General features: G+C 72.8%; 15 protein-coding genes and 1 tRNA gene. 9 read left to right on the forward strand and 7 right to left on the reverse strand.

Features of this window, described 5'->3' with window-relative positions:
* Nucleotides 1-39: 39 nt before the first annotated feature.
* Nucleotides 40-1,701 carry an alpha/beta hydrolase gene (locus AXF14_RS05680; RefSeq protein WP_236756051.1) on the forward strand — a complete coding sequence of 554 codons (1,662 nt, stop codon included), beginning with the start codon at nt 40-42 and terminating at the stop codon, nt 1,699-1,701.
* A gap of 127 nt (nt 1,702-1,828) precedes the next feature.
* Here AXF14_RS05680 and AXF14_RS05685 read toward each other — a convergent pair whose 3' ends face one another.
* Both AXF14_RS05685 and AXF14_RS05690 read right to left on the reverse strand, forming a co-directional pair.
* A complete protein-coding gene (locus tag AXF14_RS05685) occupies nt 1,829-2,836 on the reverse strand; it encodes an asparaginase (protein ID WP_067941568.1) in 1,008 nt (335 codons plus the stop codon).
* A gap of 147 nt (nt 2,837-2,983) precedes the next feature.
* On the reverse strand, nt 2,984-4,327 hold the full coding sequence (locus AXF14_RS05690) for an amino acid permease (RefSeq protein WP_236756223.1): 1,344 nt from the start codon (nt 4,325-4,327) through the stop codon (nt 2,984-2,986).
* 543 nt (nt 4,328-4,870) lie between these two features.
* Here AXF14_RS05690 and AXF14_RS05695 point away from each other — a divergent pair.
* The 3 genes from AXF14_RS05695 to AXF14_RS05705 all read left to right on the forward strand — a co-directional run bounded on the left by AXF14_RS05695 (nt 4,871) and on the right by AXF14_RS05705 (nt 6,525).
* Nucleotides 4,871-4,943: transfer RNA gene (locus AXF14_RS05695), tRNA-Thr, on the forward strand.
* Between the two features lie 388 nt (nt 4,944-5,331).
* Entirely contained in the window at nt 5,332-5,661 is a 330-nt protein-coding gene (locus AXF14_RS05700; RefSeq protein WP_067944080.1) for a histone-like nucleoid-structuring protein Lsr2, read from the forward strand.
* Between the two features lie 129 nt (nt 5,662-5,790).
* On the forward strand, nt 5,791-6,525 hold the full coding sequence (locus tag AXF14_RS05705) for a phosphoglyceromutase (RefSeq protein ID WP_067941570.1): 735 nt from the start codon (nt 5,791-5,793) through the stop codon (nt 6,523-6,525).
* A gap of 214 nt (nt 6,526-6,739) precedes the next feature.
* Here the strand turns inward: AXF14_RS05705 and phoU are convergent, their stop codons facing one another.
* Nucleotides 6,740-7,420, reverse strand: coding sequence for a phosphate signaling complex protein PhoU (gene phoU, locus AXF14_RS05710; RefSeq protein ID WP_067941572.1), 681 nt, complete (start codon nt 7,418-7,420; stop codon nt 6,740-6,742).
* Nucleotides 7,421-7,649: 229 nt separating this feature from the next.
* On the opposite strand from phoU, the gene AXF14_RS05715 reads away from it, so the two are divergent.
* From AXF14_RS05715 to AXF14_RS05730, 4 genes are all read left to right on the forward strand, one after another.
* Nucleotides 7,650-8,927: a sensor histidine kinase gene (locus AXF14_RS05715; RefSeq protein ID WP_084355650.1), complete on the forward strand. Its 1,278-nt coding sequence runs from the start codon at nt 7,650-7,652 to the stop codon at nt 8,925-8,927.
* Entirely contained in the window at nt 8,924-9,625 is a 702-nt protein-coding gene (locus AXF14_RS05720) for a response regulator transcription factor (protein ID WP_067941574.1), read from the forward strand. Before AXF14_RS05715 ends, AXF14_RS05720 begins: the two co-directional genes overlap by 4 nt.
* Before the next feature lie 145 nt (nt 9,626-9,770).
* Nucleotides 9,771-10,265 carry a CarD family transcriptional regulator gene (locus AXF14_RS05725; protein WP_067941576.1) on the forward strand — a complete coding sequence of 165 codons (495 nt, stop codon included), beginning with the start codon at nt 9,771-9,773 and terminating at the stop codon, nt 10,263-10,265.
* A 217-nt stretch (nt 10,266-10,482) separates the two neighbouring features.
* Nucleotides 10,483-11,958, forward strand: a complete 1,476-nt coding sequence (locus AXF14_RS05730; protein WP_067941578.1) for an MFS transporter — start codon at nt 10,483-10,485, stop codon at nt 11,956-11,958.
* Between the two features lie 99 nt (nt 11,959-12,057).
* On the opposite strand, the gene AXF14_RS05735 is transcribed toward AXF14_RS05730, so the two are convergent.
* From AXF14_RS05735 to AXF14_RS05755, 4 genes are all read right to left on the reverse strand, one after another.
* Nucleotides 12,058-12,495, reverse strand: a complete 438-nt coding sequence (locus AXF14_RS05735; protein WP_067941580.1) for an organic hydroperoxide resistance protein — start codon at nt 12,493-12,495, stop codon at nt 12,058-12,060.
* A gap of 66 nt (nt 12,496-12,561) precedes the next feature.
* Nucleotides 12,562-13,002: a DUF2218 domain-containing protein gene (locus tag AXF14_RS05740; protein ID WP_067941582.1), complete on the reverse strand. Its 441-nt coding sequence runs from the start codon at nt 13,000-13,002 to the stop codon at nt 12,562-12,564.
* Between the two features lie 128 nt (nt 13,003-13,130).
* Nucleotides 13,131-13,592, reverse strand: a complete 462-nt coding sequence (locus AXF14_RS05745; protein WP_067941584.1) for an NUDIX hydrolase — start codon at nt 13,590-13,592, stop codon at nt 13,131-13,133.
* Nucleotides 13,593-13,925: 333 nt separating this feature from the next.
* On the reverse strand, nt 13,926-15,458 hold the full coding sequence (locus AXF14_RS05755) for a rhamnulokinase (RefSeq protein WP_067941588.1): 1,533 nt from the start codon (nt 15,456-15,458) through the stop codon (nt 13,926-13,928).
* 243 nt (nt 15,459-15,701) lie between these two features.
* Between AXF14_RS05755 and AXF14_RS05760 the strand changes: the two genes are divergently transcribed.
* Nucleotides 15,702-20,051 carry a TIGR03773 family transporter-associated surface protein gene (locus AXF14_RS05760; protein ID WP_067941590.1) on the forward strand — a complete coding sequence of 1,450 codons (4,350 nt, stop codon included), beginning with the start codon at nt 15,702-15,704 and terminating at the stop codon, nt 20,049-20,051.
* The last annotated feature ends 9 nt before the right edge of the window (nt 20,052-20,060 follow it).

Here is a 20,060-nt window from a genome sequence, read left to right on the forward strand (position 1 = left end):
GAGGAGGCCCCGCACCGCCACTGCCCGTAGGCTGCGCGCGTGATCACCCCCGAGACCTCACGCTTCCCCCGTCTCTCCGGCCGACGCCGTCGGGCGCTCGCGGCCACGGGCGCCGCGATCGTGTCCGCCCTCGCCCTCGTCGGCTGCCAGTCGGGAGGCTCCACCGGCTCCGACGGCGCCGTCCCCGCCGCCACCGCCGCGACCGCGACGGTCACCGCCTCCGTGCCCGCTGAGCTGACCCGCTTCTACGAGCAGAAGGCCTCCTGGTACCCCTGCGGGCCCGACGCCGGGATGACCGAGTCCTCCGCCTCCGAGGCCAAGGGCTTCACCTGCGCCACCATCGAGGTCCCGGTCGACTACTCCGACCCCTCGGGGCAGACCGTCAAGGTCGCCATGAAGAAGCTGGCCGCGACCGGCGGCGACGCCGTCGGCACCCTCTTCATCAACCCCGGCGGGCCCGGCGGCTCCGGCGTCGACCTCGTCCAGTCCGCCGACGGCTACTTCTCCGACACGCTCCTCAAGAGCTACGACGTCGTCGGATTCGACCCCCGAGGCGTCGGGTCCTCGACCGCCGTCGACTGCCTCACCGACGCCGAGCTCGACGCCGAGCGCGCCGGGGACGACGAGGAGCCGATCGCCGAGGAGACCTCCGACGCCGCCGCCCAGGCCGACGTCGCCGACTACGCGAGCGGCCTCGAGAAGAAGTGCGAGTCCCGCACCGAGCCGGCCGCGCTCCTCGACCACATCGACACGATCTCCGCCGCCAAGGACCTCGACGTCATGCGCGCCGTCGAGGGGCAGAGCGCCCTGACCTACCTCGGTTTCTCCTACGGCACCTACCTTGGCGCCACCTACGCCGAGCTCTTCCCGGGCAACGTCGGTCGCCTCGTCCTCGACGGCGCCATCGACCCCAGCCTCTCCGCCGCGGACCTCACCCTCGGCCAGGCCAAGGGCTTCGAGTCGGCCCTGCGCGCCTACGTGAAGGACTGCCAGGCCGGCAGCGACTGCCCGCTGGCCGGCAGCGTCGACGACGGCGTCAAGCAGGTGCGCGACCTCCTGGAGTCGACGCGCACGAGCCCGATCCCCACCTCGGACGACAAGCGCCCGCTCACCTTCTCACTGGCGCAGGACGCCGTCCTCGGAGTGCTCTACCAGTCGGAGTCCTGGTCCGTCCTCAGCCAGGGCCTCGACCAGGCGATGAACCAGAACGACGGCTCGACCCTGCTCTACATCGCCGACGTCTTCGCCTCGCGCAACGACGACGGCACGTACTCCGGCAACGGCGACGAGGTCATCAACGCCATCAACTGCCTCGACTACCCGGTCGAGGGGGACGCCGCGACCTGGAACGAGGAGGAGGCGGAGCTCAAGAAGGCCTCCCCGACCTTCGGCGCGGGCCTGGGCTACTCCGACCTCTTCTGCAAGGCCTGGGGGCACACCTCGACGCGCACCCGCGGGGAGATCCACGCGAAGGGCGCCGCACCGATCCTCGTCGTCGGCACGACCGGCGACCCCGCCACCCCCTACCCCTGGGCGCAGAGCCTCGCGAAGCAGCTCGACTCCGGTCACCTGCTCACCTGGAAGGGCGAGGGCCACACGGCCTACGGGCGCGCCGGGGACTGCGTGACGAAGGCCGTCGACGCCTACCTGCTCGCCGGGCAGCTGCCCGAGGAGGGCAAGACCTGCGAGGGCTCGGAGTAGCAGTCGGCCCCGCGCGGACCGAACGCAGCGCGCGGCAGCACGGCGCCCCGGGAACCTGGTGGTTCCCGGGGCGCCGTCATGCTCCCGGACGTCCCGATCTCGGGGTCAGGATGTCCCGATCTCGGGGTCAGCCGCGGGACTCGGTGAGCTCCCCGGCGATGCTGCGGCCCATCTGGGCGCTCAGCTCCTTGCCGCGCAGCCCCTGGGACAGGAGGAACTGCACCTTCGCGTAGGTCGCCTCCAGCGTCATGTCGCGGCTGCCGATGGCGCCCGCGCGGGCGATCGCGTCCCCGGCCTCGTAGTGGCCCAGGAGCACCTCCGCCTCGTGGCACTGCGAGGCGACGACGACGGCCACCCCCGCCCCGATGACCTCCTCGATGAGTCCGGTGAGGCCCGGCTCCTCGCTCGGCACGTTGCCGACGCCGAAGGCCCGCAGGACGACGGCGTCGGGCAGCGGCGTGAGCATCGCGCGCAGCCGGGCCGTCGTGATGCCGGGGGCGAGGTCGATGACGACGACGTCGTGGCGCCGGTACGGCTCGGCGTCGGCCCATCCGCAGCCGGGCTCCGGGCGCGGCGACCACTGCCACGGTGCGCCCGTCATGGCGAGCGGCGCGACGTTGGGGGAGTCGAAGCCCTTGAAGGCCCACGAGCTCGTCTTGGTCGCCCGGTTGCCGGCCAGGACGCGGTGACCGAAGAAGAGGCTCACGCCGTCGACCCGCCCGCTCGTCGCGGCGCGCAGGGCCCCGGTGACGTTGGGGGCCGCGTCGGAGCCGACGAAGCCGAGGGGGAGCTGCGAGCCGGTGATGACGACGGGCGCCCCGAGGTCGGTGAGGGCGTAGGACAGGGCGGCCGAGGTGTAGGCCATCGTGTCCGTGCCGTGGAGGACGACGAAGGCCTGCTCCGGGTCCTCGGCGTGGTGACGGCGCAGGCCGTCGATGATCGCCTGCCACGACTCGGGAGTCGCGTTCGAGGAGTCGATGAGCGGGTCGAGGGCGGTCAGCGTGATGCCGTGGCCGAGCTCGGTCCCGTCGACGAGGTCGGCGAGCCAGCCCTCGAGGTCGGCCCCGGGGACGAGGCCGTGGGGCGAGTCGACCATGCCGATGGTGCCGCCGGTGTAGGTGACGTGGACGCGCACGGTTCCTCCTGGGGTCGTGCCGATGGGACTGGGGTGAGGACGGTTGGTGGGGGCGCGGTCGGTGTCCGCAGTCGGGCCGCTGCGCCGCGGGCGCCGTCGTCGGTTCCCGGCGGGGCGACGACGGCGCCCGCGGCGGGGCGGGGCGCCTCAGGAGGCGTCGATGACCTCGTCGAGGAGGTCGCCGCGGATGCGGCCACGCACGGCGTACCAGCCGGCCACCATCATGATGACGACGACGGCGAAGAGCGCGAGCGTCCAGCGGCCCGACGTCGAGGTGAGGTTGGACAGGACGACGATCGCGAAGAAGGCGAGCGAGAGGTAGTTCGTGAAGGGCGCGCCCGGCATCCGGTAGGCGGGGCGCGCCTCCTCGCTGGCCTTGACCTTCTTGAGGAAGGCCAGGTGGGTCACGAGGATCGCGGCCCAGGTCCCGGCGATGCCGATGCCGGCGAGGTTCATGACGATCTCGAAGGCGTCGTCGGCGAGGAAGGCGTTGAGGGCGACGCCGATGAGGCCGAGGGCCGAGGTGATCGTGATGGCCGCGGCCGGCACGTGGTTCTTGTTGAGGCTCGCGGCGGCCTTCGGGGCCTCGCCCGCGACCGCCATGGAGCGCAGGGTGCGGCCGGTGGCGTAGAGGCCGGCGTTGAGGGAGGACAGGGCCGCGGTGAGGACGACGACCTGGATGACGTCGCCGGCGTGCGGGATGCCGATGCCGGAGAAGAAGGTGACGAAGGGCGACTCGTTGGAGGAGTACGCCGTGTAGGGCAGGACGAGGGCCATGAGGATGACGGAGCCGACGTAGAAGACGAAGATGCGCACGATCATCGAGTTGATGGCCTTGGGCAGGACCTTGACGGCGTCCTTGGCCTCGCCGGCGGCGACGCCGACCATCTCGGTGCCGCCGAAGGCGAAGACGACGCCCAGAGTGAGGGCGAAGACGGCGGGCAGGCCCTCGGGGAAGAAGCCTCCGTTATCGGTGATGTTGTGGAAGCCCGCGGTGGAGTCGCCGACGGTGTGACCGGTGACGATGGCCCAGATGGCGATGACCATGAAGACGAGGATCGCGGTGACCTTGATGAGAGCGAACCAGAACTCCGCCTCGCCGAACATCTTCACGTTGAGCATGTTGAGGGTGAAGACGAGGGCGAGGGCGATGAGCGCGAGGATCCACTGGGGGATGACCTTGAAGGCGCTCCAGTAGTGCAGGTAGAGGGCGACGGCGGTGATGTCGGCCATGACCGTCACGGACCAGTCGAGGAAGAAGAACCAGCCGGTGACGTAGGCGCCCTTCTCGCCGAGGAACTCGCGGGCGTAGGAGACGAAGGCGCCGGAGGAGGGGCGGCGGATGGCGAGCTCGCCGAGGGCTCGCACCATGAGGAAGGCGAAGAGGCCGCACACGGCGTAGGCGAGGGCGAGGCCGGGGCCGCCCTGGGCGAGGCGGCCGCCGGCGCCGAGGAAGAGGCCGGTGCCGATGGAGCCGCCGATGGCGATCATCTGCAGGTGGCGGTTCTTGAGCGCCTTGTCGTAGCCGGCGTCGCCGCGGTCCTGGTGCGGGGCGGGGCCCGCGGACCTGACGGTGTCGGAGATGCGGTTGGCGTTCGCGCCGGCCGCGGCGCCGTTGCCGGGTCCGGACGGGGACGGGGGTCGGAGGTTCGACATGGGGTGTTCCTTCATGACGAGGGACGGTCCGGCCTGCCGGTTCGACGGGCGGCGTCCGTGCGGGCGTCGCGTCGTCGGGGTCGGGAGGTGGGGCCGAGGCGCCGCGGGTGCGGCACCGTGACGCGCTGACGGTAGCAAGAGGCGCGTTCCGCGCCAGGAGCGGAGGCCCCATGCCACCGTCGCTGGGAGGACGTGCAGGGCGTGGCGCCGGGGCCCGGAACCTCGCGGGAGGGTTCCGGGGCGGCGCCCGGCGGCTATGGGCCGCTCGGGACGGGCTCACCCGCGGCCTGTGTCCAGCACCACGAGCCGACGGCGTCGGGAGCGTTTGCGCGCCCGGCCCGCGGCCCGGTAGCGTATGGCCCGCTGCTCGCGCGGCGCGCCACCTTAGCTCAGTCGGCAGAGCGATTCACTCGTAATGAATAGGTCGTGGGTTCGATTCCCACAGGTGGCTCGCAGAACCGGAACCGGCAGGACCCCGCGGGTCCTGCCGGTTCCGTCATTCCCGGGCCCTGCCGGGCGTCGCCGGGGTCCGCCGCCGGCGGGCGCGCGCCGGGGCGTAGGGGCGCGGACGACGCGATCCGGCGTCGTCGGGGTCCGACGCCCTCCGTGGCGTATTCGATGAATGCGATGCCGTGCTTCTCTTATTTCCTGTTTCCCGACCGCGGCGCCGCTGCTCGGGCCCGCAGTGATTCCTCCGCCGGGTTCATCGGTGAACGGTGTCAGGGTGAATTCCGTCGCGTATTGTTGCGCGAATTGACGATCGCTATTACCGTTAGTCGGGAAACCCCCCCGTGATCCAGGGATCGGGGGTGAGTAGAACGTACAAGGAAATGAGCACCATGGCGCAGAAGACCCAGGTCATTCTCGTGGACGACGTCGACGGCTCCGAGGCCACCCAGACCATCACCTTCGCCCTCGACGGCGTCTCCTACGAGATCGACCTCAACGACGAGCACGCCGCCGCGCTGCGCGAGTCCTTCGAGGAGTGGACGAGCAAGGCCCGCCGCACCGCCGGCCGCCGCTCCTCCGGCCGCCGCCGCGCCGCCGGGACCCCCGCCTCCGGCGAGACCCAGCGCATCCGCGAGTGGGCCCGCGAGAAGGGCCTCGAGGTCTCCGACCGCGGGCGCATCTCCGCCGAGGTCCGTGAGGCCTACGAGGCCGCGCACTGAGCGCGTCCGCAGCACCGTCGGCGACTCCCTGACGCCGACGACCAGCACCGCCGAGCCCCTCGGTCCGGACCCCGCGTCTGGGACCGAGGGGCTTGGTCGTGCCCCGACGGGTACGGCACAATGAGGGGCATGGCTTACACCCTCGTACTGCTCCGCCACGGCGAGAGCGAATGGAACCAGAAGAACCTCTTCACCGGATGGGTCGACGTCCCGCTCTCCGCCAAGGGCGTGGAGGAGGCCAAGCACGCCGGCGAGCTCCTCAAGGAGAACGACGTCAAGCCGGAGCTCCTCTTCACCTCGCTCCTGCGCCGCGCCATCAACACCGCGCACTACGCCCTCGACGCCGCCGACCGCCTCTGGATCCCGGTCCAGCGCTCCTGGCGCCTCAACGAGCGCCACTACGGCGCCCTCCAGGGCAAGAACAAGAAGGAGATCCGCGACGAGTACGGCGAGGAGCAGTTCATGCTCTGGCGCCGCTCCTTCGACGTCGCCCCGCCGGCCATCGAGAAGGGCTCCGAGTTCTCCCAGGACGCCGACGAGCGCTACACCGAGGAGGTCCCGGGCTCCGAGTGCCTCAAGGACGTCATCGCCCGCTTCATGCCCTACTGGGAGTCCACGCTCGCCCCGGCCATCAAGACCGGCAAGACCGTCATGATCGGCGCCCACGGCAACTCGCTGCGCGCGATCGTCAAGTACCTCGACGACATCTCCGACGAGGACATCGCCGGCGTCAACATCCCGACCGGCATCCCGCTCGTCTACGAGCTCGACGAGGAGACCCTCAAGCCCATCAAGAAGGGCGGCACCTACCTCGACCCCGACGCCCAGGCGAAGATCGACGCCGTCGCCAACCAGGGCAAGTGAGCGCCCGCTGACGCTCCCCGCCTGACCGGGCGCTCCTCCGCCCATCGACGCACCGGCGCCCCGGGCTCCCTCGCGGAGCCCGGGGCGCCGTCGTGCCCACCGGTACCGCTGCGACCCGAGCCGGGCCCCGGCGGAGCCGGTCGCGCCGGTGAGCGCGAGCCGCCCCGCGGCCCGGAGCGGGCGGCGGGGCGGCTCTCCCTGCACGGACGGGCGCTCAGTGGAGCGCGTCGGCGTCCTCGGCGTCGTGCGTCCCGGGCACCTGCGTGCCGGAGACGAGGTAGGCCATGCGACGGGCCACCGAGGTGGAGTGGTCGCCGAAGCGCTCGAGGAAGCGGCCCATGAGGACGGCGTCGACGACCTGCTGGCGGCTGAGCTCGTTCGCCGGGTCGAGGATCATCTGGAAGGAGCGGCGGTGGAGCTCGTCCAGACCCGAGTCGTTGGCCTGGATGCGCTGGGCGAGGTCGAGGTCGCGGGTGCGGACGAGCTCGGCGACGTCGCGGCCCGCCTTCACGGCGAGGTCGGCCATCTCGAGGATGAGGCCGAGGACGGGCTCGGGGACCGGCGGCTCGGGGTAACGGCCCCGCGCGATGGAGGCGACGTGGCGGGCGAGGTCGCCCTGGCGCTCGAGGGTCTGGGCCATGCGCAGCGCGGAGATGACGTTGCGGAGGTCCGAGGCGACCGGCTGCTGGCGGGCCAGGAGCATGACGCACAGGTCGTCGATGTCCCGCTGGAGGTCGTTGATGCGCTCGTCGGCGTCGATGACCTGCTCGGCGACGATGATGTCGCCGTTGCGGAGGGACTCGGCCGCGCGCTCGATGGCGGTGGCGACCTGCGAGGACATGGTCTCGAGGTCGGAGCCCAGCTGCTTGAGCTCCTGGTTGAAGATGTCGCGCACGGGGCGGCTCCTGACTGGTGGGATTCGGTGTCCTGCCCGGCGGTGCACGGCGCGCGGCCTCCTGCCGGGTCCCGGGCGCCGCACGGGCCTGCTCAGGCCGCATGACGGCCTCAGCATGGGGGACCAAGGTGAACACCCGGCGTCGCGAGCGGACATGGTCGGTGAACGCTGGCCATTCTGGGCCATCCGGGCTCGCTCTGCGCGGTCCGCACGACCTAGTGTGTCCCGCGTGGGAACCACCTGGCTGCTGATCGTCGTCGCCCTCGTGGGTGTCGCCGTCGGCACCGCGGCGGGCCTCGCCTTCGGTCTGGGCGAGCGCCACCGGCGCCGCTCGGCCGCCCCCGCCGTCACCGGCCTCATGGGCGACGACGGCGCCATCCCCGTGCTCGCGGCCCTGCGCTCCACCGTCGTCGTCCTCGACGAGGACGACGAGGTCCTGCGCGCCTCGGCCAGCGCCTACACCTACAACATCGTCCGCGACGACTCCGTCAAGGAGCCCCAGGTCGCCGCGATGGTCACCCGCGTGCGCGCCTCCGGCGTCGCCGAGGACGCCGACCTCGCCGTCGCCCGCGGACGCGTCATCGGCGCCGGCCAGTTCTACCTGCACGTGCGCGTCGCCGGCATCGGCCACGGACGGATCCTCATCCTACTCGAGGACCGCACGGCGGAGAAGCGCCTCGAGGACACCCGCCGCGACTTCGTCGCCAACATCTCCCACGAGCTCAAGACGCCGGTCGGCGCCATCAGCCTGCTCGCGGAGACCATCGAGTCCAACGCCGACGACGCCGACTTCGTCCGCGACTTCGCCGGACGCATGCACAAGGAGTCGGACCGTCTCGGCGTCCTCGTCCAGGAGATCATCGAGCTGTCCCGCCTCCAGGAGGGCGACGCACTGGCCAGCCCCGAGGACGTCGACATCGACGCCGTCGTCGCCGAGTCCGTCGACCGGGTCCGCGTCGAGGCCGAGGCCGGCGGCATCACCGTCGTCTCCGGCGGCACGAAGGGCCTGCACGTCCGCGGCGACTCCGCCCTCATCGCCACCGCCGTTCGCAACCTGCTCGGCAACGCCATCCGCTACTCCGGCCCGCGCACGCGCGTGAGCGTCGGCGTGAGCGTCGACCCCAAGGACGCCGACCTCGTGCGCATCGCCGTCGTCGACCAGGGCATCGGCATCGCCAAGGAGGACCAGGAGCGCGTCTTCGAGCGCTTCTACCGCGTCGACAAGGCCCGCTCGCGCGCCACCGGCGGCACGGGCCTGGGCCTGTCGATCGTCAAGCACGTCGCCGCCGACCACGGCGGAACCGTCGAGCTGTGGTCGACCCCCGGCCGCGGCTCCACCTTCACCCTCGTCCTGCCCCGGCTCCGCGTGCCGGAGTCCCAGGACGCCCCCGGGACCGCCGCGGGCGGGGCGGACGCCTCCGCCCCCGTCCGCGCCGACGGCGTCCCCGTCGGCGCGCTCGCCGCGTCCCCCTCCCAGCCCAGCACCGTGGAAGGAAGCACCCGATGACCCGCATCCTGCTCGTCGAGGACGAGGAGAACTACCGCGAGCCCCTCGCCTTCAACCTGCGCCGCGACGGCTTCGACGTCATCGAGGCGGAGGACGGCCAGGTCGCGGTGGACGCCTTCGAGAGCGCCGGGTCCTCCGAGGGCGGCGCCATCGACCTCGTCCTGCTCGACCTCATGCTCCCGCGCCTGTCCGGGACTGAGGTGTGCCGCCGCATCCGCCGCGGCTCCAACGTCCCGGTCATCATGCTCACCGCCAAGGACTCCGAGGTCGACAAGATCGTCGGCCTCGAGATCGGCGCCGACGACTACGTCACCAAGCCGTACTCGTACCGCGAGCTCATCGCCCGCGTGCACGCCGTCCTGCGCCGCACCCACGAGGAGGAGCCCGCCGAGACGCTCCTCGGTGCCGGCCGCGTCTCGATGGACGTCGAGCGCCACGAGGTCACGGTCGACGGCGAGCCCATCCAGATGCCGCTGCGCGAGTTCGAGCTCCTCGAGCTCTTCCTGCGCAACCCCGACCGCGTCCTCACCCGTGGCCAGATCATCGACCGCGTCTGGGGCGCCGACTACGTCGGGGACACCAAGACCCTCGACGTCCACGTCAAGCGCATCCGCGCCAAGGTCGAGGTCGAGCCCTCCAGCCCGACCCTCCTCACGACGGTGCGCGGCCTCGGCTACAAGCTCGTCACCCCCGCCTGACGGGCCCTCCCTCGGCCGACGGCGACGCCGGGCGCACGGGTGCCGCGGGGACGGTACCAGTCCGTTGTGAGGAAACTCCCCGGCCCATCCGCAGGATTCCTTGATAAACTGGGTGCCTTCCCATAGGACTGGAGTGACCTCACTGATGACCTTCGAAGTTGGCGAGACCGTCGTCTACCCCCACCACGGAGCCGCCCGGATCATCGACATCCGTCAGCGCAAGGTGCGCGGCGAGGAGAAGACCTACCTGCAGCTCGAGGTCGCCCAGGGCGACCTGACGATCCTCGTCCCCGCCGAGAGCGTCGAACTCATCGGCGTCCGCGACGTCGTCGACGAGAAGGGTCTGGAGAAGGTCTTCGACGTCCTCCGCGCCCCCCTCACCGAGGAGCCCACCAACTGGTCGCGCCGCTTCAAGGCCAACCAGGAGAAGATCGCCTCCGGCGACGTCATCAAGGTGGCCGAGGTCGTCCGCGACCTGTCCCGTCGAGACACCGACCGGGGCCTGTCCGCCGGTGAGAAGCGCATGCTCTCCAAGGCCCGTCAGATCCTCGTCTCCGAGCTCGCGCTCGCGCAGAAGACCGAGGAGGAGCAGGCCGAGGAGAAGCTCGACGAGGTCCTCGCCTCCGGCGCCGCGGCCTGAGCCGCCCGCCCCACGCACTGAGCCGACGCCCGCGCCACCACCCCGGTGGCGCGGGCGTCGTCGTCCCCTCACCGGGGTCGGCCTCCCCGTTTCGCCCCGGTCCGCCCGCGAGCCGTTCCAGTACCGCCCCGGGGCGGCTCGCCATGGGGAGCGCTGCCGCCGATCCGTGGCCCCGTCGTCACCGTCCGGCCACCCGCCCGGCCGTAGGCTCACCGGCATGACCCCCTCCCCTCGGGCCTCCCGCGACGCCGCCGTCGCCCCCGCCGCCCAGAACCGCCCCCGCGGACGCCTCCTCACCCGCCCCGTCATCGCCTGGGGCCTGTGGGACTGGGGCTCCTCGGCCTTCAACGCCGTCATCACGACCTTCGTCTTCACCGTCTACCTCACCGGCTCCTCCTTCGGCGACAAGACGGACAACCAGTCGGCCCTCTCCCTCGGCCTCACCGTCGCGGGCGTCCTCATCGCCCTGCTCGCGCCCGTCACCGGGCAGCGCGCCGACCGCGCCGGCCGCACCGTCTTCTGGCTCGGCGCCTACACGGCCGTCGTCGTCGGCGTCTCCGCCGCGCTCTTCCTCGTGCGCCCCGAGCCCCGCTACCTGTGGCTCGGCATCATCCTGCTCGGCGTCGGCAACGTCTTCTTCGAGCTCGCCTCCGTCAACTACAACGGACTGCTCTCCGGCCTCACCACCAAGGACCGGGTCGGCGCCGTCTCCGGCCTGGGATGGGGCATGGGCTACCTCGGCGGCATCGTCCTGCTCCTCATCCTCTTCGTCGGCTTCATCAACCCCGAGGTCGGCTGGTTCGGGGTGACGAGCGAGGACGGCCTCAACGTCCGCGTCTCCATGCTCATCTCCGCCGCCTGGTTCGGGCTCTTCGCGCTGCCCGTCCTCATCACGCAGTCCGGTGCCGGGGCGCGCCGGCGCCGCCGCGCCCTCGCCGCCGAGGCCGAGCGGGACCGCGACCTCGAGCGCGGACGCGCCGAGCTCGAGGACGAGCCGCCGTCGGACGTCGAACCGGGTGCCGGGATCATCCGTGAGGAGTCGCTCTGGGCCTCCTACAAGCGCCTGTGGCGCACCCTCGTGGCGCTGCAGCGCTCCCACCCGGAGGTGCTGTGGTTCCTCCTCGCCGCGGCCGTCTTCCGCGACGGGCTCGCCGGCGTCTTCACCTACGGCGGCATCATCGCACAGGCGACCTTCGGCTTCTCCAGCGGCGACGTCATCATCTTCGCCATCGCCGCCAACGTCGTCGCCGGCGTCGCCACGATCGCCTCCGGGCGCCTCGACGACCGGATCGGACCGCGGCGCGTCATCCTCGGCGCGCTCACGATCCTCGTCGTCGCCGGCGTCGCCGTCTTCCTGCTGCACGACGGCGGCCCGACCGTCTTCTGGGTCCTGGGCCTGGCCCTGTCCGGCTGCGTCGGGCCGGCGCAGTCCGCCGCCCGCTCCTTCCTGGCACGCCTCACCCCCGAGGGGCGCGAGGGGGAGATCTTCGGCCTCTACGCGACGACGGGCCGCGCCGTCTCCTTCATGGCGCCCGCCATGTACGGCGTCCTCATCGCGCTGGGCAGGCAGGTGGTCGGCGACGGCGCCGGCTACTGGGGGATCCTCGGGATCGTGGCGGTCCTGCTCATGGGGTTGCTCCTCATGCTCAAGGTGCAGGACCCCGCCGGGCACATCACCGACCTCGGGGACTGAGGAGGGGCGTCCCTCCCCGACGACGCGTCGCCGCCGTCCACCCCGTGAGGCGGACGGCGGCGACGTCGTGCCGGGGCCCCTGCGGGCCGCGGGCGGGTCTCAGTCCTCGGCGACGGTCACCGTCACCGGGATGTTGCCGCGGGTCGCGTTCGAGTACGGGCACACCTGGTGGGCGGCCTCGGCGAGCTCCTGGGCCTGGTCGTGCGGGAGCCCGGGAATGACGACCTCGAGGTCGACGGCCAGGCCGAAGCCGCCGTCGTCCGTGGGGTTGATGCCGACGCGGGCGCCGACGGTCGAGTCCGTGACGTCGGCCTTGCGCTTGCCGGCGACGAGCTTGAGGGCGGAGTGGAAGCAGGCCGCGTAACCGGCTGCGAAGAGCTCCTCGGGGTTGGGCAGGTCGGCGCCGGAGCCGCCCATCTCCTTCGGGACGGCGAGGTCGGTGTCGACCCGGCCCGTCGCGGAGGCGACGTGACCGTTGCGGCCGTCGCCGGTGGCGAGGGCCTCGACCGAGTAGAGGGCGTCACTGGCTGCGCTCATGAGGGTTCTCCTGACGTGGATGGTGGCCGGGTGGCCGGGTGGCTGGGTTGGGGTGGTGGGATCTTCTCAGGCGCCCGGAGCGGTCTGCTCCGCCGCCTCGCGGGCGAGGCGCGCCTCCCGCTTGGCCTTGAGCTCGGCGAGCTCCTCGGGGGAGAGCGGGCCCTGCGACGTGCCCGCGCTGCCGTCGTCGCGCACCCAGGAGACGGCCAGCTGATCCTCGACGCCGAAGCGCGCGAGGTGGATGCCGGCGACGTGCTCGAGGCGCTCGAGCTCGGACTCCGGGGCGTGGAGCGCGAGAACGAGGGCGCCGTCCTCGGTGCTGAGGTCGACGCGGCCGGACGCGGCCCCGCCGCGGTCGAAGACGAGCTCGCCGACGGCGGCGTCGGCGTCCCAGGAGGTCGTGATCTTGTGGCTCATGTGGCTCGCGAGCTGCTTGCCGTAGCGGGCGGGGCGGTCGGTGGCGACGCGGGCGACGGAGGTGCGGTCGAGGTCGGCGGAGGTGCTCATAAGGTCATCCTCACCTGCGAGCCCCGCCGCGCGCCAGAGAGGACGCGCGGATGATCGCCCGATGGGCGGCGCGTCCGTCCGCGGGTCCGCGGTGCCGATGGGGCCGCACCGGGACGGGCTCCGTGGGCTCAGGCCCGCTCGCGCAGCACCTCGGCGGACAGCGGTGCGAGCCGCCCGCCCGGGAACCCGCCCTCGTCGTCGACCTCGCCGGGCGCCACCCAGGCGAGCTCCTCGATCTCGTCGTGCACCGTGACCGCCGCGGCGGCCTCGTCGTCGAGCACCGGGCCGACGTAGACGGCGGCGGCGAGACCGAAGCCATCCTCGTTGGCGGCGCTCGTGCGGCGCAGCCCGAGGGAGGCGAGGTCGGCGGGCGCGAGCGTCAGCGCCGTCTCCTCGGCGAGCTCGCGGACCGCGGCCAGCAGGTAGGTCTCGCCCGCCTCCGGCTTCCCGCCGGGGAACGTGAAGGCCTCGGTCCCGGTCTTGCGGACCTGGAGGACGCGGCCTGCGGCGTCGGCGAGGACGACGGCGGAGACGTGGATGACGCCCTCCTCGTCGGCGGGCACGGGGGAGAAGGGGATCGACTCGCTCATACCCGCGACGCTACGCGGACGGTGTTTCACCGGCGTGCCGCAGGGTGGACGCGGTCGTCCGCCGTCGAGGGGAGCAGCGGCGGCGGGTACTGCCGACCCGGCCGCAGCGCGTGGAAGGGGGAGAGGGGTCTCCATGAGTGCCCACTGCTCCGGGGCGTCCGGGGCGCCGAACTCCGCCGTCCAGAAGGCGCCCGCGAGCAGGTGCGTGCAGCGGCTCATGTCCATGAGCGGCACCTCGGCGATCCCGGCCCCGATGCGCTCGTGGTGGTCGTCGCGTCGCTCAGGGGTCCTGGGACGCCTCGCGGCCGCGACCGTCCGGCTCGGCCCCGCGCGTCACGCGCTCGGGAAGAGCCGGCGCTCGACGGCGTCCCAGGCCGCCGCGGCCGTCGGGTCGGGCTCGTAGCGGGTGGTCCCGGAGGAGTCGCGCACGACCTTCCGCAGCGCGGCGAGGTCGCCCTCGAGGAGCCCGGCCCCGCGGGCCGCGACGACCATGTTGCCGAGCGCCGTGGCCTCCTTCGGGCCGGCGAGGACCGGCAGTCCGGTGGCGTCGGCGGCGAGCCGGCACAGGAGGCGGTTGGAGACGCCGCCTCCGACCACGTGGAGCACCTCGACCTTCTCGCCGGACAGGCGCACCGCCTCGCGGACGGCGCGACGGTAGGCCAGGGCGAGCGAGTCGTTGATGCAGCGGACGTACTGACCGACGCTGCGCGGGATCGGCTGACCGGTGGCGCGGGCCGCGTCGTCGATGCGGGCGGCCATGTCCCCGGGGGTGAAGAAGGCCTCGTCGTTGATGTCGACGACGGTGCGCAGCGGCTCGGCGGCGGCCGCGGCCTCGTCGATCTCCTCGTAGCTCAGCTCCAGCCCCTGCTGCTTCCAGGTGCGCACGGCCTCGTCGAGGACCCACAGGCCCATGACGTTCTTGAGGTAGCGGACGGTGTGGTCGACGCCGAGCTCGTTGGTGAAGTTGGCCTTCCGGGAGGCCTCGGTGAGGACCGGCTCGTCGAGCTCGAGACCCACCAGCGACCAGGTGCCGCAGGAGACGTAGGCGAAGCCCGTGCCCTCGGCCGGCACGGCGACGACGGCGGAGGCGGTGTCGTGGGAGCCGACGGCGATGACCGGGGTGGGCCTCCCCTCGGGGCCGAAGACGTCGAGGGCCTCGGGGCGGACCGTGCCGATGACGGTGCCCGGCTCGACGACCTGGGGGAGGAGCCCGTCGAGGTCGAGTCCGAGCTCCTCGTGGAGACGGGTGAGCAGCGGGCGGGACCAGTCGCGCAGGCGGGCGTCGACGAGGCCGGTCGTCGAGGCGTTGGTGACCTCGGCGACGCGCTCGCCGGTGAGGAAGCAGGACAGGAGGTCCGGGAGCAGGAGCATCGTGCGCGCGTAGGAGCCGTTGCCCTTGCGGGGGATGCCGTTGTCGCGCATCTGGGCCACGAGCTGGAACATCGTGTTGAAGTCCTGCACCTGGAGGCCGTTGACGCCGTAGACCTCCTCCGCTGGGATCCTCGCGAAGACCTGCTCCGGCACGCCCCTGGTGCGCGCGGAGCGGTAGGCGTGGACCTGGGCGGACAGGGTGCCGGCGCCGTTGACGAGGCCGTAGTCGACGGCCCAGGTGTCGATGCCGATGGCGGAGAGGGGGCCGACGTCGCGGACGGCGGCGAGGAGCCCCTCGCGGATCTCGCTCCACAGGTGCAGGACGTCCCAGAAGAGGCGCTCGCCCTCGCGCGTGGGCAGCGGGATCGCGCCGTTGGAGAAGCGGCGGGTCTCCGTCAGCGTGATGCGCCCGTGGGCGAGGGTGCCGACCATGACGCGGCCGGAGGCCTCGCCGAGGTCGACGGCGGCGACGTGGACGGGCTGGGTGGCGGTCATCTGCTTCCTTCGGGGTGGGCGGGACCGGCGCCTCGTCGCGCCGTCCCGTGCTCGCGCCGATTGTCGCAGGGGTGCGAGGGACCAAGGGCCTCGCGGACGCGGCTCCATTGTCGGGCGCCTGCTAGCGCCCGTGTGCTGCTGTTGAGGCGGCCACACCCGGACGTCCCTGGTTCTCCCTCCCGCAAGGTGGTGTCATACTCCGAGATGAGAATGACACTCACTACCGAAGATGGAAGGCTCGTGATGACCACCCCGGTCCCCTCCCTCCAGCGGCCGCCCACGCCGCCGGACACCCGCCCCGCCCGGCGCCGTCGCCGCGGCGCACCCGCCCTGTCCCTCCTCAGCATCGTCGCCCTGTCCGCGACCGGCCTCGTCGCACCGGTGCTCGCCGCGGCCCCCGCCGACGCCGCCCCCGCGGCCGTCCGCGAGGTCTCCGGCACCTGCATGCCCGCCGGCGCGGACACGCTCCTGGACTCCGGGCACGTCGACATGTTCAACCTCTCCTCGAACGCCTCGGGCGCCCTCACCCTGGACGTCAAGGAGGACGTCACCAAGCTGAACACGCACCGGGCCCCCGAGTCCGTCGTGCTCAAGGTCAAGGACCAGGCCCTCATGGACGTCCCCGCCGGTTACCCCGGCGCGCCGCGCTCCTGGTTCCTCCCCCAGAACCAGGACATGAACCTGCTCTGGCCCGGCTGGGACACCCTCGACGTGCGCGCCGGCGGCTACGACAAGGCCGCCTTCGACGTCAGCTACACCGGGCCCGAGGGCGGCGAGATCTCCATGTTCCAGATGGACGGCTTCTCCCCGAAGCCGATCTCGCGCCTCGCCGACGGCGGCTTCCGCCTCGACCCGGCCGGCTCCACCATCCCGCAGGACTACGCGGCCCACACCCACGTCAACTGGGCGTTCTCCAAGGCCGGCCGCTACACGCTCACCGTCACGGGTCGCGCGCAGAAGTCCGACGGCACCTGGTCGAGCACCTCCGCGCACACCTACACGATCGACGTCGGCGACGTCCCCTGCGCCTCCCTTCCCGGGGCCTCCGCCTCGCCGAGCCCCGCCGCGAGCCCGTCCGCGCCCGCGGCCCCGACGACGGCGCCCGCGGCCCCGACGACGGCGCCCGCCCCGAGCGCCGAGCCCACCACCGCCCCGAGCGCCCAGCCGAGCGCCCAGCCGAGCAGCGCCCCCGCCCCGACGTCGTCCGCGGCCCCGACCACCCCGGCCGACCCGGGCACCGGCTCCACCGCCCTCAAGGACCCCGTCACCGGAGCCGACCTGCTCCACCACAAGCACGTCGACGCCGGCCACATCCGCTGGAACGCCAAGAAGGGCACCTTCGAGATCGGCGTCATCGACGGGCAGACCTACCGCGACGCGAGCGAGGTCGCCGTCCGCCTCGGCCCCGACGCCGGCGCCGACGGCCGCGAGGCCTCGCGGATCAAGGTCCCCGCCTCGGGGATCCTGTCCTTCCTCGGCAAGCCCGGCGACATCCTCTGGAACGCCCCGCAGGAGCAGATCGACGACTGGCGCCCCGTCTGGACCGGCCTCGGCGCCTCCGAGCTCCCGGCCGACTTCGACAAGGACAGCCTCTACCTCACCCTCGACGGCGTCGACGGCCCCGGCACCGTGAGCGTGTGGCGCACCGTCGGCTCCGATCCCACCGAGTTCCTCAACTCCGCCTCCACCGACAAGCGGACCCTGTCCATGCCGTCCGGCGGTCACGGCCACTACAACTGGTCCTTCACGAAGCCCGGCCGCTACCAGCTCCACCTCACCGCGCAGGCCCGGAAGAAGGACGGCACCCTCGTCACCTCGCCGGACTACACGGTCACCTGGCTCGTCGGCCCCGACTCCGCCGTCGGCCTGCCCCAGGGCACCACCCCGACGCACACCATCACGACCTCCGCGGAGGACTTCCCGCTCGGTGAGGCCCCCGCGCCGACGCCCGGCGGCGGTCAGGACGCCGGCGCCCGCGGCAAGGACGCTCAGGTCCCCGCCGGCGCGCAGTGCCTCGCGCCCGGCCACTACGACGTCGCCACGACGAACGACGGCACGGGTGAGGCCAAGGGCCGTCCCTCCGTGACCATCACCGACGGGCGCACCTCCCACGCGAGCCAGTCCGTCATCGTCCCCGTCCCGGACGCCTACGCCGAGACCCTCTCGCTGAACGCCCGCAACCAGGCCCTCGGCTCCCTCGGCAAGGACGGCCAGCGCATCTGGTCCCTGCCTGAGGCCCAGGACCGCAAGGAGGTCTGGCTCGGGCTCAGCTCGGAGCGCTTCGACTTCTCCCACGTCACCGAGGACGGGCTGCGCACCTACCTCGACGGCTTCGAGGGCCCCGGCCGCGCCGTCTACTGGGACTCCGACCTCGCCACCGGCATCCGCCGCCTCCTCGACTCCGAGCACTCCGAGCTGAAGATCGTCGCCCGCACCCCCACGCACAAGCACGTGGGCGTCTCCTTCAACCAGCCCGGCACCTACCGCGCCTTCCTCAGCCTCGACGTCAACTACGACGAGAAGGACGGCTGGCCCGCGTACAAGTACCGCTACTACGACCTCTACTACGCGGTCGGCAACGCCGCCATCGAGGCCTCCTGCCCCGGCTACCTCGCCCAGCACGGCCTCGGCTCCGCCGCGAAGCCCGAGCCCGCCCCGAGCGCCTCCGCAGCCCCGTCCCCGAGCGCCGCCCCGGCACCGACGGCCAGCAGCCGGCCGACGCCGTCGACGACGGCGACCCCGGTCCTCCCGCTCAAGCCGCGTCCCACGACGCGTCCGAGCGCGCCCGCGAAGCCCGCCCCGACCACGGCCCCCGCCGCGAAGGGCACCGCCGCGCAGTGCACCCCCAACGGCGTCGACACCGTCATCGACGCCGGGCACGTCGACATGTTCAACGTCGTCTCCGACGCGAAGGGCCGCACCAGCATGACCCTCAAGGAGGACGTCACCGGCGCCCACGTCACACACGCCCCCGAGTCCGTCCTCCTCAAGGTCAAGGAGCAGGCCCTCCAGAAGGCCCTGCCCGAGGGCGTCCCCGGCGCCGGGAAGCCCGGCTACCTCCTGCCCCAGACCCAGGACCCGGCCCTCCTGTGGCCCGGCTGGGACACCCAGGGCGTCGCCGCGGGCGGCTACTCCCGCACCGACCTCGACGTCCGCTACACCGGGCCCGACGGCGGTCGGATCTCCATGTTCCTCATGGCCGGCCTCGGCGGCGTCCAGTCGCGCCTCACCGACGGCGGCTACGAGCTCAAGCCCTCCGGCTCCACGATCCGCCAGGACTACCCCGCGCACACCCACGTCAACTGGGTCTTCTCCAAGGCCGGCCGGTACACGCTCACGGTGACCGCCCGCTCCTCCAAGGCCGACGGCACGACCGCCACGACCGTTCCGCACACCTACACGATCGACGTCGGCCACGTCGACTGCGCCGGGGCCCAGGCCCCCGCCAAGGGCTCCACCGCCCCCGGCGCCCGGCAGGGCGCGAGCCCCGTTGCCGGCCCCGGCGCGGCCCTCGCCGCCGCGGAGTCCGCCCGCGCCGGCGCCACCGGCTCCACCGCCGGCGCCACCGGCGCGCAGAGCGCCGCCTCCGACGGCTCCGCCGGCTCGTCCTCCGCGGCCGGCTCCGGCGCAGCGGGCCAGTGCACCCCCACCAAGGTGACCCGTGAGGCCACCAAGGAGGAGGCCGCCGCCCTCAGCGCCAAGGACGGCAAGGGACCGAAGGACGGCCAGGCCGCCTCCGGCTCCGCCGCCCCGGCGTCCAGCGCCACGAGCGCCACGACGACCCTCACCCTCAACGTCGGCCCCGGCGCCACCGGGAACGCCACCGAGGGCCACTTCGACCTCGGCCCCGCCATCATCGACGGCGCCCTCGTCGCCCGCGTCAAGGACGACCGCCACCAGCCGGCGGCCTGGGTGGACCCCGCGTCCCTCACCTTCGCCCTCGGCGACGCCGCCGCCCTCAAGGCCCCCAAGGACGTCTCCTTCGTCGCGAAGGAGGGATCGACCGTCTGGATGATCCCCTCGACGCAGATCCCCGGGGTGCCGTGGCTCGGCATGAACTCCCAGCGCGAGGAGATCGTCAACGGCACCACCGGTGAGGTCTCCTTCCGCCTCGACTCCGTGGACGGCCCGGGCAAGGTCGCGGTCTTCGCCGCGGGCGGGCTGGGTGCGGGCGTCGGCCAGCACGTCTTTGACGGCGCGGGCTCGAGCTACACGCTCCCCGCCAACACGCACGCCCACCAGAACTGGCTCTTCACCCAGCCCGGCACCTACCACCTCACGGTCACGATGAGCGTCACGCCCAAGGGCGGCTCCCTCTCCGGGAGCGGCGCCGGCTCGGCCCACGAGCCCGGCTCCGCGGCCGCCCGTGCTGCCGGCGGCCTCAAGGCCACCGGCGAGAAGGGCCCGAACGGCCTGCCCATGGTCGAGGAGACCGTTGGCCGCACCCCCGACGGCCGGCCCTGCGACCTCGGCGACCTCGCGCACACGGGCACGGACCCGGTCGCCCCGCTCGCGGCCTCCGTGCTGCTCGGGCTCGCCGGAGCCGGTCTCGTCGCCGGACGCCGTCGGACGCTCGCTCACCGGGAGCAGTGAGGCAGTGAC

Source organism: Actinomyces radicidentis, assembly GCF_001553565.1.
GTDB lineage: Bacteria > Actinomycetota > Actinomycetes > Actinomycetales > Actinomycetaceae > Actinomyces > Actinomyces radicidentis.